Raw genomic sequence first — 14,011 nt, 5'->3', positions numbered from 1 at the left:
AGTGGTGAATACGATCGAGGGCGCCCCGAAGGGGGACGGGACTAACCTGTGGAACTCCGGGCCCGGCGCCCCGCCCGCGCGACGGAGACCTGCCGGGCGACCCGCGGCCCGAGCACGGACAGCACGAGCAGCACACCCGTGACGACGATCTGCGACTGCGCGGAGACGTCCTGAAGGCTCATCACGTTCTGCAGGGCGCCCAGCAGGAAGACACCGGCGATCGCGCCACCGAGCGTGCCCTTGCCGCCGTCGAAGTCGATCCCGCCGAGGAGCACGGCCGCGACGACGGAGAGTTCGAGCCCCGTGGCGTTGTCGTACCGCGCGCTGGCGTAGTGCAGCGCCCAGAAGATGCCGGTCAGCGAGGCCATCAGGCCGGTCACGGTGAACAGGATCAGCTTCTGCCGCTTGACGCGGATGCCGGCGAACCGTGCGGCCTCCTCGTTGGCGCCCACCGCGAACAGGGATCGTCCGAACGGGGTGGCGTGCAGCGCGACCACGGCGATCGCGAGCAGCACCAGGAAGGGCAGGAACGCGTACGGGATGAAGGTGTCCCCGAGGCGGCCGGCCGCGAAGTCCAGGTACTGGGTGGGGAAGTCGGTCACCGCGTCGGAGCCGAGCACGATCTGCGCGATGCCCCGGTAGGCGGCGAGCGTGCCGATGGTGACGGCGAGGGACGGCAGTCCCAGGCGGGTCACCAGGAGCCCGTTGATCAGTCCGCACACCACACCGAGGAGCAGACAGACCGGGATGATCGTCTCGATGGTCATGCCCTGGTTCCACAGGGCGCCCATCACGGCGCCGGACAGACCGGCCGTGGAGGCCACCGAGAGGTCGATCTCGCCGGACACCACGAGCATGGTCATCGGCAGGGCGATCAGCGCGATGGGCAGCGTGTTGCCGATGAGGAACGACAGGTTGAGCGCGTTGCCGAAGCCGTCCACGGTGGTGAAGGACAGCAGCAGGACGACGATGAGAAGGGCACCCACCACCGTGTCCCAGCGGACGGCGCGCGTGAGGGCGGAGTCAGCCATGGCGGGCGTTCCTCTTCTTCAGTGCGGTCGCCACGCGCAGGGCGACGATCCGGTCGACCGCGATGGCGAGGATGAGCAGGACGCCGTTGATGGCGAGCACCCAGACGGAGCTGACGCCGAGGGCGGGCAGCACGCTGTTGATGGAGGTGAGGAGCAGCGCGCCGAGGGCCGCCCCGTAGACGCTGCCGGAGCCGCCGGTGAAGACGACGCCGCCGACCACGACCGCGCTGACGACGGTGAGTTCGTAGCCGTTGCCGGTGCCGGAGTCGACGTTGCCGAACCGGGCGAGGTACAGGGCGCCGGCGAGGCCCGCGAGGGCTCCGCAGAAGGTGTACGCGGCGAGGATCCTCTTGCGTACGGGGATGCCGGCGAGGCGGGCGGCCTCCGGGTTGGAGCCGAGCGCGTACAGTTCCCGGCCGCTGCCGAAGTGCTTGAGGTAGTACGCCGTGGTGACCAGCACCGCCAGTGCGATCAGCGCCAGGTACGGCACGGCGGAGATGCCGCCGGAGCCGAAGTCGATGAAGCCGTCCGGCAGGCCGGCCGCGGTGATCTGCCGGGAGCCGACCCAGATGGAGTCGATGCCCCGGATGATGTAGAGCGTGCCGAGGGTGACGACGAGCGCGGGCACCTGACCGAGGCTGACGAGCAGTCCGTTGACCAGGCCGCAGCCGACGCCGAGCAGGACCGCGAGGACGATCGCGACGGCGGAGTTGCCGCCGCCCTCCAGATAGGTGCCGGCGGCGAAGGCACTGATGCCGAGCGTCGAGCCGACGGAGAGGTCGACGTTGCGGGTGATGACGACCAGCGACTGGCCGGTGGCGACCAGCACGAGGATGGTCGCGTTCAGCAGGAGGTCCTTGATGCCCTGCTCGGACAGGAAGTCGCTGTTGCCGATCTGGGTGATGACGATCATCACCAGGAAGACGACCAGGATGGCCAGTTCGCGCATCTTGAAGACGCGGTCCACCAGCCGGGTGCCGCTGGACCTGGGCACCTCGGGGGCGGGGGCGGTTTCGGGAGCGGTGACCGTCACGCGGCTGCCCTCCCGGTGGCTGCGGCCATCACGGTTTCCTCGGTGGCGTCGGTGCGTGCGATCTCGGCGGTGAGCCGGCCCTCGTGCATGACGAGGACCCGGTCGGCCATGCCGAGGATCTCGGGCAGGTCGGAGGAGATCATCAGGACGGCGACCCCGTCGGCGGCCAGTTGGCTGAGCAGCCGGTGGACCTCGGCCTTCGTACCGACGTCGATGCCGCGGGTGGGCTCGTCGACGATCAGCACCTTGGGGCCGGTGGCGAGCCACTTGGCGAGGACGACCTTCTGCTGGTTGCCGCCGGACAGGGTGTTGACGGTGTCGGCGATCCGGGCGTACTTCACCTGGAGCTTGACGGCCCAGTCGAGGGAGCGGCTGCGTTCGGCGCCGCGGTCCATCAGTCCGGCCCTGACGGTCTTGCGCAGTCCGGTGAGGCCGATGTTGCGCTCGATGGACATGTCCATCACCAGGCCCTGGGCGCGGCGGTCCTCGGGGACGAGGGCGAGACCCGCGGCCATGGCCGTGGAGGGCGCGCCGTTCGTCAGCTTCTTCCCGTCGAGCTCGACCTCTCCGGCGTCCCGGCGGTCGACGCCGAAGACGGCCCGGGCGACCTCCGTGCGCCCGGCGCCGACGAGTCCGGCGAGGCCGACGATCTCGCCGCGGCGGACGTCGAAGGAGACGTCGGTGAAGACACCCTCACGGGTCAGGCGGCGCACGCTGAGCGCGACCTCGCCGGCCCGGACGTCCTGCTTGGGGTAGAGCTCGTCGAGGTCGCGGCCGACCATACGGCGGACGAGGTCCTCCTCGGTCATGCCGTCGAGCGGTTCGCTGGAGATCAGCGCGCCGTCGCGCAGGGTCGTGACGCGCCGGCAGATCTGGAAGATCTCTTCCAGCCGGTGCGAGATGAACAGCACGGCCGAGCCCTGCTCCCGCAGTGCGCGGACCACGCCGAAGAGGCGGGCCACCTCGCTGCCGGTGAGGGCGGCGGTCGGCTCGTCCATGATCAGGACGCGGGCGTCGAAGGAGAGCGCCTTGGCGATCTCCACGATCTGCTGGTCCGCGATGGACAGGCCGCGCGCCGGGCGGTCGGGGTCGAGCTCGACGCCGAGCCTCTGCATGAGGGCCAGGGTCGCGGCGTGCGTGGCCTTGTGGTCGATGCGGCCGAGGGCCCGCCGGGGCTGGCGCCCCATGAAGATGTTCTCGGCGATCGACAGGTCGGGAAAGAGAGTGGGCTCCTGGTAGATCACCGCGATACCCGCGTCGCGGGCGTCGGCGGGACCGTGGAAGAGGGTGGGCTCGCCGTCCAGGAGCACCTGACCGGCGTCCGGTCGGTGCACGCCGGCGAGCGTCTTGATGAGGGTCGACTTGCCCGCGCCGTTCTCTCCGGCGAGTGCGTGCACTTCGCCGGGGAAGAGTTCCAGGGACACGTCCCGCAGGGCGCGTACGGCACCGAAGGACTTCGAGATGTCCTTGAGTGCCAGCACGGGGGCCGGATCCGCGTCGGACCGGTGGGTCATGAGGGCTCCTCAACGACGCGGGCGATGCGGCCTCACGACGTCGTGAAAGGTTTCAACTAGGTTGCCGGGACGTTAGACATGTAGCCCAGGTCACGTCAATGGGTACCGGCCGAAATTTTCGATAGCCAAAGGTCACAACCGAGTCACGGCAAGGCGTACGCGCCGGAGGGGTTGACAGCCCTTCAGGGGGCTCATAACTTCTGCCTTCTGAATCGTTTCAGAGCCATGGTGTTCAGAAGCCGTTCGGAACCGATGCCTCAACGGAAGTCACAGGAGCCCCGAAGTGACCGAGCTCGCCGCGGTGAAGGCCGCCCTCAAGACCCAGGCAGTAGAGACGCCGTCGTGGGCGTACGGGAACTCGGGAACCCGCTTCAAGGTGTTCGCGCAGCCAGGGGTCCCCCGCAATCCTTTCGAGAAGCTGGACGACGCGGCGAAGGTGCACGAGTTCACCGGGGCCGCGCCCACCGTGGCGATGCACATCCCCTGGGACCGGGTCGAGGACTACGCGGCGCTGGCGAAGCACGCCGAGGAGCGCGGACTGACCCTCGGCGCGATCAACTCCAACACCTTCCAGGACGACGACTACAAGCTGGGCAGCGTCTGCCACCCGGACGCAGCGGTGCGCCGCAAGGCGGTGGGCCATCTGCTCGAATGCGTGGACATCATGGACGCCACGGGTTCCAAGGACCTGAAGCTGTGGTTCGCGGACGGTACGAACTATCCCGGCCAGGACGACCTCCGGGAGCGCCAGGACCGGCTCTCCGAAGCTCTCGCGCAGGTGTACGAGCGTCTCGGTGACGACCAGCGGATGCTGCTGGAGTACAAGTTCTTCGAGCCGGCCTTCTACGCGACCGACGTGCCGGACTGGGGCACGGCGTACGCCCACTGCCTCAAGCTCGGCCCCAAGGCGCAGGTCGTCGTCGACACGGGCCACCACGCGCCCGGCACCAACATCGAGTTCATCGTCGCCACGCTGCTGCGGGAGGGGAAGCTCGGCGCGTTCGACTTCAACTCGCGCTTCTACGCGGACGACGACCTGATGGTGGGCGCGGCCGACCCCTTCCAGCTGTTCCGGATCATGTACGAGGTCATCCGGGGAGGCGGGTTCACGGCGGACGTGGCGTTCATGCTCGACCAGTGCCACAACATCGAGGCGAAGATCCCGGCGATCATCCGTTCCGTGATGAACGTGCAGGAGGCCACGGCGAAGGCGCTGCTCGTCGACCGGGACGCGCTGGCCACGGCGCAGCGGGCGGGGGACGTGCTCGCGTCCAACGCGGTGCTGATGGACGCGTACAACACGGATGTGCGTCCGCTGGTGGGCGAGGTCCGCGAGGAGTTGGGGCTCGACCCCGACCCGATCGCCGCGTACCACCGGTCCGGGTGGGCGGAGAAGATCGCGTCCGAGCGGGTCGGAGGGCAGCAGGCGGGGTGGGGGGCGTAAGCCTTCCAGCCTGCTGCGTAGGCCCTCCAGCCGTCTGCGCGGTGCGGTCCGCTCGCCGTCGGGCCTGAGGCCCGGGCCCGGCCGCCGGTGCGCTTCGGCCGGTCGCGCCCGGCGGGGCCGCACGTCGACAGCGTCCCGCGCCCCTGACGGGGCTTTCCCCTCTCTCCTCTTCTTAAGGAACCGGAACATGGCAACCCCTTCCCGTCCCCATCCCGAAGCCGCCGCTCTGCTCGGGCGGTCCAATCGGCTCGGGGCCGATCCCCGTAACACCAACTACGCGGGCGGGAACACGTCCGCGAAGGGGACCGAGACCGATCCCGTGACCGGCGGGGACGTCGAGTTGATGTGGGTCAAGGGGTCCGGGGGCGACCTGGGCACCCTGACCGAGGGCGGGCTCGCCGTGCTGCGGCTCGACCGGCTGCTCGCGCTGAAGGACGTGTACCCGGGCGTCGAGCGCGAGGACGAGATGGTCGCCGCCTTCGACTACTGCCTGCACGGGAAGGGCGGGGCGGCGCCGTCGATCGACACCGCCATGCACGGGCTGGTCGACGCGGCCCACGTCGATCATCTGCACCCCGACTCCGGGATCGCGCTCGCCTGCGCCGCCGACGGGGAGAAGCTGACCGCCGAGTGTTTCGGGGACAGTGTGGTGTGGGTGCCGTGGCGGCGGCCCGGTTTCCAGCTGGGGCTGGACATCGCGGCGGTCAAGGAGGCCAACCCGCGGGCCGTCGGCTGCGTCCTGGGCGGGCACGGCATCACCGCCTGGGGCGACACCGCCGAGGAGTGCGAGCGCAACTCCCTGCACATCATCCGTACCGCCGAGAAGTTCCTCGTCGAGCGCGGGAAGGCCGAGCCCTTCGGCCCGGTCCTCGACGGGTACGCCGCACTCGGCGGCGCCGAGCGGCGGGAGCGGGCCGCGGCCCTCGCCCCCGTCATCCGGGCGCTGGCCTCCCAGGACCGGCCCCAGGTCGGGCACTTCACCGACTCCGAGGTCGTCCTCGACTTCCTGGCGAGCGCCGAGCACCCCCGGCTCGCCGCCCTCGGCACCTCCTGCCCCGACCACTTCCTCCGTACGAAGGTCCGGCCGCTCGTCCTCGATCTGCCGCCGACCGCCGCGCTGGACGAGGCGATCGCGCGGCTGCAGGAGCTGCACACCGAGTACCGCGAGGAGTACGCCGCCTACTACCGGCGGCACGCCGACGCCGACTCCCCCGCCATGCGCGGCGCGGACCCGGCGATCGTGCTGATCCCCGGCGTCGGCATGTTCTCCTTCGGCAAGGACAAGCAGACCGCGCGCGTGGCGGGCGAGTTCTACGTCAACGCGATCAACGTGATGCGCGGCGCCGAGGCCGTCTCGACGTACGCGCCGATCGAGGAGTCGGAGAAGTTCCGCATCGAGTACTGGGCCCTGGAAGAGGCCAAGCTCCAGCGGATGCCGAAGGCCAAGCCGCTGGCCACCCGGGTCGCGCTCGTGACCGGCGCGGGCAGCGGGATCGGCAAGGCCATCGCCGAAAGGCTCGTCGCCGAGGGCGCCTGTGTCGTGATCGCGGACCTGAACGCGGAGAACGCGGCCGAGGTCGCCACCGCGCTCGGCGGCCCCGACAAGGCCGTCGCCGTCACCGTGGACGTGACCTCAGAGGAGCAGATCACCGAGGCCTTCAAGGCGGCGGTCCTCGCCTTCGGCGGTGTCGACCTCGTCGTGAACAACGCCGGCATCTCCATCTCCAAGCCGCTCCTGGAGACCACGGCGAAGGACTGGGACCTCCAGCACGACATCATGGCCCGCGGTTCCTTCCTCGTCTCGCGCGAGGCGGCGCGGGTGATGACCGCGCAGAAGCTGGGCGGCGACATCATCTACATCGCCTCCAAGAACGCCGTCTTCGCGGGCCCGAACAACATCGCCTACTCGGCGACCAAGGCGGATCAGGCCCACCAGGTCCGCCTCCTCGCCGCCGAACTGGGCGAGCACGGCATCCGCGTCAACGGCGTGAACCCCGACGGCGTCGTCCGCGGTTCGGGGATCTTCGCCGGCGGCTGGGGCGCCCAGCGCGCGGCCACCTACGGCATCGAGGAGGAGAAGCTCGGCGAGTTCTACGCCCAGCGGACCATCCTCAAGCGCGAGGTCCTGCCCGAGCACGTCGCGAACGCCGTCTTCGCCCTCACGGGCGGCGACCTCACGCACACCACCGGACTGCACGTCCCGGTCGACGCCGGCGTCGCCGCCGCGTTCCTGCGATGACGGACCTCACCCGGGGAGCGGCTGTGACGTCGTACGCCGCGGTCGACCTCGGCGCGTCCAGCGGACGCGTCATGGTCGGCCGCGTCGGCCCCGACTCGCTGGAGCTGACGGAGGCCCACCGCTTCCCGAACCGGCCGGTGCGTACGCCCGAGGGGCTGCGCTGGGACATCCTGTCCCTGTACGCCGGAGTCCTGGACGGGCTGCGCGCGGCGGGGCCCGTCGACTCGGTCGGCATCGACAGCTGGGCCGTGGACTACGGCCTGCTCGACGCCGACGGGGCGCTGCTCGGCAACCCGGTGCACTACCGCGACACCCGCACCCAGGGCGTCGCGGAGAAGGTGTGGGCCACCGTGCCCGCCGCCGAGCTGTACGCGGCCACCGGTCTCCAGTACGCCCCCTTCAACACGCTGTACCAGCTGGTGGCGGCCCGTTCGTCGGCCCAACTGGCTTACGCGAAGCGCCTGTTGCTCATCCCGGATCTGCTGACGTACTGGCTGACGGGCGAGGCCGGCACGGAGCTCACCAACGCCTCCACCACCCAGCTGATCGACCCGCGCACGGGTGACTGGTCGTACGACGTCGCGGCCCGCCTCGGTATCGACCTGGACCTCTTCGCACCGCTGCGGCGGCCCGGGGACCCGGCCGGTCTGCTGCGGCCCGGCGTCCTGGAGGAGACCGGGCTGACGGGTCCCGTCCCGGTGACGACCGTCGGCTCCCACGACACCGCCTCCGCCGTCGCGGCCGTCCCCGCGGTGGGCGAGCGGTTCGCGTACATCTGCACCGGGACCTGGTCGCTGGCGGGCCTGGAGCTGGAAGCGCCCGTCCTCACCGCGGCGAGCCGCGCGGCGAACTTCACCAACGAACTGGGCCTGGACGGCACGGTCCGCTATCTGCGGAACATCATGGGCCTGTGGCTGCTCCAGGAGTGCCTGCGGGAGTGGGGCGAACCCGACCTGGGCGCACTCCTGTCCGCCGCGGCCGAGGTGCCGGCGTTGCGGTCCGTCGTGGACGCGGGCGACGCGGAGTTCCTGGCCCCCGGCCGGATGCCGGCCCGGATCGCCGACGCCTGCCGCGCGTCTCGGCAGCCGGTGCCCCGGTCCCACGCCGAGATCACCCGGTGCATCCTCGACTCGCTCGCGCTCGCCCACCGCCGGGCGGTCTTCCAGGCACGGGAGCTGGCCGACCACCCGGTCGACGCCGTGCACATCGTCGGCGGCGGCGCCCGCAACGCCCTGCTGTGCCGTCTCACGGCCGACGCCTGCGGCCTCCCGGTGGTGGCGGGCCCGCCCGAAGCGGCGGCCCTCGGCAACGTCCTGGTCCAGGCCCGCGCCCACGGCCAGGTCGGCGACCGCACGGAGATGCGCGCGCTACTGGCCCGCACACAGCCCTTGACCCGCTACGAGCCACAGGGCGACACGGCGGCGTGGCAGGCGGCAGAAGCCCGGCTGAGCGGCCTGTGACAGGAAACCCGGCCCGGTCCGGGCGCCCCCGAAACCGCGTCCGGCGCCCCTCATTCCGGCAGGACCCCGCGCCGCGTACCGTGTACCCATCCGATGAATGACCTATAGGAGCCGCGATGCGTGTCGCCCTGTTCCTGACCTGTGTCAACGACACGCTCTATCCGGACACAGGCCGAGCCGTCGTGAAGCTGCTGACCAAACTGGGCGTCGACGTCGACTTCCCGATGGCGCAGACCTGCTGCGGACAGGCGCACTACAACACCGGATACCGCCACGAGGCCGAACCACTCGCGCGGCACTTCTCCGATGTGTTCGGCGGGTACGACGCGATCGTGACCCCCTCCGGTTCGTGCGGCGCGATGGTCCGCGAGCTGTACCCCCGGATGGGCGAGCGGGCCCGCGCGGAGGGCCGCGGCGACGGCCTCGCCACCGCCCTCGCGCCGGTCGTACCGAAGACGTACGAGCTGACCGAGTTCCTGGTGGACGTGCTCAAGGTGACCGACGTGGGCGCGTACTACCCGCACACGGTCACCTACCACCCCACCTGCCACGGCCTGCGCAGTCTCGGTCTGGGCGACCGGCCGCGCCGACTGCTCCAGGCCGTCAGGGGACTTGAGCTCAAGGAGCTGCCGGGCGCCGACGAGTGCTGCGGCTTCGGCGGCACCTTCGCCCTGAAGAACTCCGATGTCTCGGCGGCGATGGGCGCGGACAAGGTCCGCAACGCCGAGTCGACGGGCGCCGACGTACTGTGTGCCGCCGACAACTCCTGTCTCATGCACATCGGCGGCACCATGACCCGGCTCAGGACGGGCATGCGCCCGGTCCACATCGCGGAGATCCTGGCGAGCACGGAGGAGGAACGGGCATGAGCGGTGGCACCTATCTCGGTATGCCGGCCTTTCCCGAGGCCGCGCACGAGGCCGTCCACAACCAGACCCTGCGCGGCAATCTGCGGCACGCGACGCACACCATCCGCGCCAAGCGCGCGAACGCGGTCGCGGAGGTCTCCGACTGGGCCGAGCTGCGCGAGGCCGGCAAGCAGATCAAGGACCACACACTCCGTCATCTCGACCGCTATCTCGTGCAGTTGGAGGAGTCGGTCACGGCGGCGGGCGGCACCGTGCACTGGGCCGCCGACGCGGACGAGGCCAACCGCATCGTCACGTCCCTGGTGAAGGCGACCGGGGAGAGCGAGGTCGTCAAGGTCAAGTCGATGGCCACGCAGGAGATCGGGCTGAACGAAGCGCTCGAAGCCGAGGGCGTCAACGCCTACGAGACCGATCTCGCCGAGCTGATCGTGCAGTTGGGCAAGGACCGGCCCTCGCACATCCTCGTCCCGGCCATCCACCGCAACCGCGGCGAGATCCGCGAGATCTTCGCTAGGGAGATGAGCGAGTGGGGCCGCCCGGCACCCGAAGGCCTGACGGACACGCCCGCCGAACTGGCCGACGCGGCCCGTCTGCACCTGCGCGAGAAGTTCCTGCGCGCCAAGGTCGGCGTCTCCGGCGCCAACTTCATGGTCGCCGAGACCGGCACGCTGGTCGTGGTGGAGTCCGAGGGCAACGGCCGGATGTGCCTGACCCTGCCCGAGACGCTGATCTCGGTCGTCGGCATCGAGAAGATCGTGCCGACCTGGCAGGACCTGGAGGTCTTCCTGCAGACCCTCCCCCGCTCCTCGACGGCCGAGCGCATGAACCCGTACACCTCGATGTGGACCGGCACCACGGACGAGGACGGGCCGCGGGCCTTCCATCTGGTCCTCATCGACAACGGGCGCACCGACACCCTGGCCGACGAGGTGGGCCGCCAGGCGCTGCGCTGCATCCGCTGCTCGGCGTGCCTCAACGTCTGCCCGGTGTACGAGCGGGCGGGCGGCCACGCGTACGGCTCGGTCTACCCGGGCCCCATCGGCGCGATCCTCAGCCCCCAGCTGCGGGGCACCGAGAGCGAGATCGACGCCTCCCTGCCGTACGCGTCCTCGCTGTGCGGTGCCTGCTACGAGGTGTGCCCGGTGGCGATCGACATCCCGGAGGTGTTGGTGCATCTGCGGGAACGGGTCGTGCAGGGCGGTGCCGTGACCCGCGAGGGCGCCAAGGTCGTGCTCAAGCCCGCGAAGGGGCATGCCGCCGAGCGTGCGGCGATGCGCGCCGCCCGGTGGGCGTTCGGCCGTCCGGGCGTGCTGCGCACCGGCCAGCGGCTGGCGTCCCGGACCCGCCGCTTCCATCCGCGGACGCTGCCGGGCCCCGGCAGGGCGTGGAGCGAGACCCGGTCGCTGCCGGCCGTTCCGGCGGAGCCGTTCCGCGACTGGTGGCAGCGGACGAAGGGCGGACAGGAGACACGCGGCGGAAAGGACACCTCGAAGTGAGCAGCAGGGAGCTGATCCTGGCCCGGGTGCGGCGCGCGCTGGCCGATGTGCCACAGGACGACACGCCGTACGACCAGGCCTTCGCCCGCCCGTATCTGCGCGAGCACGGTCACCGGAGTGTCGCCGCGACGGTGGATCTGCTGGCCGGGAACCTGGCGGACTACCGGGCGCTCGTGCACCGCTGCACGGCCGGTGAGCTGGCCGGGACGATCGCCCGGCTGCTGGCGGAGCGGGGTTCGGCGGCGGTCTCCGTACCGGTGGGCCTCGACCCTGAGTGGCTCGCGGCCACCGAGGTCACCCGGGTGCCCGACTCCGCCGCGGACACCCCGGCCGAACTGGACCGGGTCGACAGCGTGGTCACGGCGTGTGCCGTCGCCATCGCCGAGACCGGCACCCTCGTGCTGGACGGGAGTCCGGATCAGGGCCGCCGCCGGATCACGCTCGTCCCGGACCACCACATCTGCGTCGTCCGCGTCCCGGACCAGGTCGTGTCCTCCGTGCCGCAGGGACTGGAACGCCTCGACCCGGCCCGCCCGCTGACCTGGATCTCCGGCCCGTCCGCCACCAGTGACATCGAACTCGACCGGGTCGAGGGGGTGCACGGTCCGCGCACCCTTGAGGTGGTGCTGGTGAGCGGGGAGTGACCGACGCGGTTAGCGTGAAAGGCATGATCCGGTTCGAACAGGTCACCAAGCGCTATCCGGACGGTACGACCGCGGTGGACGGGCTCTCCTTCGAGGTGTCCGAGGGCGAACTCGTCACGCTCGTGGGCCCGTCCGGCTGCGGCAAGACGACGACCATGATGATGGTCAACCGGCTCATCGAGCCGACCTCGGGCCGGATCCTCGTCGACGGCGAGGACATCGCGACGGTCGACCCGGTGCGGCTGCGCCGGCGGATCGGTTACGTCATCCAGCAGGTGGGCCTCTTCCCGCACCGGACGGTCCTCGACAACACGGCGACCGTGCCCACCCTCGTCGGCTGGAAGCGGGCGAAGGCGCGGGCCCGGGCCGCCGAGCTGCTGGACCTGGTGGGCCTCGACCCGAAGACGTTCGGCCCGCGCTATCCGGACCAGCTCTCGGGCGGACAGCGCCAGCGTGTCGGCGTGGCGCGGGCGCTGGCCGCCGACCCGCCCGTCCTGCTGATGGACGAGCCCTTCGGGGCGGTCGACCCGGTGGTGCGCGAGCAGTTGCAGGACGAGTTCCTGCAGATGCAGCGGGCCGTGCGCAAGACGGTGCTGCTGGTCACGCACGACATCGAGGAGGCCGTCCGGCTCGGCGACCGCATCGCCGTGTACGGGCAGGGCCGCATCGAGCAGTACGACACGCCCGGAGCGGTGCTGGGCACCCCGGCGACCCCGTACGTGGCGGGCTTCGTGGGCGCCGACCGGGGCCTGAAGCGGCTGTCGGTCACCGAGATCGAGCCCGACGACCTGGAGCAGCCGCCGGTCGTGCGCCTCGACGAGCCCGCCGACCGGGCGGCCGGCCGGCTCCGCGCGGAGGGCGCCCGCTGGGCGGTCGTCCTGAACGCGGGCGGCGATCTGCACGGCTGGGTGGGTGCGGAGGAGCTGGCCGGGGGCGGCACGGTGGCCGCCCTCGCCCATCGGATGAACTCCTGGGTCGCGGTGGGCGCCCCGCTCAAGCAGGCCTTCGGCGTGATGCTCCAGCACGACGCCGGCTGGGTGGCCGTGCTCGACGGGGCGCGCTTCCTCGGCGTCCTGACCCCGGCGAAGCTGCACGAGGCGCTGCGCCGCTCGGTGGACGCGGACGCGCTCGGGGTGCCGCGGGGTCAGGTGGACTTCGACTCGGTGGCGGACGCCTGAGCCCTGCTCCTCCGGCCGCTGTCCGCGCCGCCCGCCGCTTCCCTGGCTCCTGTGCCGTCCCCGCCCCCGGTGTCGTCCGCACTGCCTGTGCGGTCCGCGTCGCCTGTGTGATCCGCGCCGTCTGTGCGATCCGCGCCGTAGGAACGGGGCGAGCGGTTCAGCAGTCCGAAGGTCCATCGTTCGTTGAACCCCGACAGGAAGCCGATGGCACACCAGAACACCCAGAACGAGGTGTTCGCCCCCTCACCGCCACCGCAGATGTCGGCCGTGGCGACCGGTATCTCGATCACCTGGACGAACTCGGCGCTCAGCAGCAGGAACACGGCGATACCGAGGACCCAGCCGATGACGACGCGGTAGACGCCCTCGTGCCGCATGCTCCGCGACATCTGACCCGGCACGACGGCCGCGCTGTGTCCGTTGGCCTTGCGGCGGGTCAGTTCGTCCCCGCTGTTGCGCAGTCGCGCCAGCACGCTGAACACCGCGCCGAACGCCCCGGCGCCGCCGCTCAGGAAGACACCCATGAGCGTCCAGCGGTCGCTGCAGTTCAGAGTGATCCCCAGGTGCCCGAGCCACCCCCACGCACCCGCCATCAGCGGCAGGCTCAGCAGCACGAGACTGATCAGCAGGCCGCCGGCGAGGCCGACGTTGAGCCCGCGGCTGACGGCCACCGCCCTGTCCTGGCGGACCCTGGCCCTGATGCCGGCGATCTCCTTGTCCAGGTAGTCCTCCAGGCTGGAGCTGCGCGGCTTCTCGTCGAGCTGCGGAGAGCTGAGCGCACTGCGCAGCGTGTACTCCACGGTGGCCATCAGCGAGATCCTGGTCTCCCTCTCGAAGGCCCGCTGCGAGACCCCGTACAGCCGCTGCAGTTCCAGCTGCTGCTTCGGGAACGATCTGCCCAGCTTCTGGTAGTCCCCGCTCGATACGCAGTCGAGTTCGCTCAGCAGCACGGGCTTGTTGATCGTGGGCGCCCCCACCACCGTTTCCGATAATTTCTCCCGCCTCGTCGGGCGGTGTCCCCCGTTTTCCATGTAAGACGTGTACCGACGTGGGGGCCGTGCCGGAAGCCGTCGCGGCGCACCAGTACGGCCACAGTCGTCACG

11 protein-coding genes are annotated in these 14,011 nt (G+C 70.9%); 7 read left to right on the top strand and 4 right to left on the bottom strand.

The annotated features are described in order from the left end of the window. Positions 1 to 41: 41 nt before the first annotated feature. From K3769_RS35790 to K3769_RS35780, 3 genes are read right to left on the bottom strand one after another with little or no spacing between them, the layout of a single operon-like run. Complete coding sequence (locus tag K3769_RS35790; protein ID WP_267030376.1) at positions 42 to 1,031, bottom strand: ABC transporter permease; 990 nt, start codon at positions 1,029 to 1,031, stop codon at positions 42 to 44. Continuing rightward, positions 1,024 to 2,064, bottom strand: a complete 1,041-nt coding sequence (locus tag K3769_RS35785; protein WP_267030375.1) for an ABC transporter permease — start codon at positions 2,062 to 2,064, stop codon at positions 1,024 to 1,026. The genes K3769_RS35790 and K3769_RS35785 overlap by 8 nt, the downstream gene beginning before the upstream one ends. Next, complete coding sequence (locus tag K3769_RS35780) at positions 2,061 to 3,578, bottom strand: sugar ABC transporter ATP-binding protein (RefSeq protein WP_267030374.1); 1,518 nt, start codon at positions 3,576 to 3,578, stop codon at positions 2,061 to 2,063. Before K3769_RS35780 ends, K3769_RS35785 begins: the two co-directional genes overlap by 4 nt. A 283-nt stretch (positions 3,579 to 3,861) precedes the next feature. Between K3769_RS35780 and rhaI the strand changes: the two genes are divergently transcribed. The 7 genes from rhaI (at position 3,862) to K3769_RS35745 (ending at position 12,908) form a co-directional block, all read left to right on the top strand. Then, positions 3,862 to 5,022, top strand: a complete 1,161-nt coding sequence (gene rhaI, locus K3769_RS35775) for an L-rhamnose isomerase (protein WP_267030373.1) — start codon at positions 3,862 to 3,864, stop codon at positions 5,020 to 5,022. Positions 5,023 to 5,209: 187 nt separating this feature from the next. After that, positions 5,210 to 7,261, top strand: coding sequence for a bifunctional aldolase/short-chain dehydrogenase (locus K3769_RS35770; protein WP_267030372.1), 2,052 nt, complete (start codon positions 5,210 to 5,212; stop codon positions 7,259 to 7,261). 23 nt (positions 7,262 to 7,284) lie between these two features. Continuing rightward, a complete protein-coding gene (locus tag K3769_RS35765) occupies positions 7,285 to 8,721 on the top strand; it encodes a rhamnulokinase (protein ID WP_267030371.1) in 1,437 nt (478 codons plus the stop codon). A gap of 116 nt (positions 8,722 to 8,837) precedes the next feature. Continuing rightward, positions 8,838 to 9,590 carry a (Fe-S)-binding protein gene (locus K3769_RS35760; protein WP_267030370.1) on the top strand — a complete coding sequence of 251 codons (753 nt, stop codon included), beginning with the start codon at positions 8,838 to 8,840 and terminating at the stop codon, positions 9,588 to 9,590. Positions 9,591 to 9,610: 20 nt separating this feature from the next. Further along, a complete protein-coding gene (locus K3769_RS35755; RefSeq protein ID WP_267031686.1) occupies positions 9,611 to 11,086 on the top strand; it encodes a LutB/LldF family L-lactate oxidation iron-sulfur protein in 1,476 nt (491 codons plus the stop codon). Next, the gene (locus K3769_RS35750) at positions 11,083 to 11,730 is read left to right on the top strand and encodes a LutC/YkgG family protein (RefSeq protein ID WP_267030369.1); all 648 of its coding nucleotides are present in this window, start codon (positions 11,083 to 11,085) and stop codon (positions 11,728 to 11,730) included. The genes K3769_RS35755 and K3769_RS35750 overlap by 4 nt, the downstream gene beginning before the upstream one ends. Before the next feature lie 23 nt (positions 11,731 to 11,753). Further along, positions 11,754 to 12,908: an ABC transporter ATP-binding protein gene (locus K3769_RS35745; protein WP_267030368.1), complete on the top strand. Its 1,155-nt coding sequence runs from the start codon at positions 11,754 to 11,756 to the stop codon at positions 12,906 to 12,908. On the opposite strand, the gene K3769_RS35740 is transcribed toward K3769_RS35745, so the two are convergent. Next, entirely contained in the window at positions 12,875 to 13,939 is a 1,065-nt protein-coding gene (locus K3769_RS35740) for a hypothetical protein (RefSeq protein WP_267030367.1), read from the bottom strand. The genes K3769_RS35745 and K3769_RS35740 overlap by 34 nt on opposite strands. Between the last annotated feature and the right edge of the window lie 72 nt (positions 13,940 to 14,011).

The organism is Streptomyces ortus, assembly GCF_026341275.1.
In the GTDB taxonomy this organism is placed as follows: Bacteria; Actinomycetota; Actinomycetes; order Streptomycetales; family Streptomycetaceae; genus Streptomyces; species Streptomyces ortus.
This window is presented reverse-complemented; position numbering and strand designations above follow the sequence as displayed.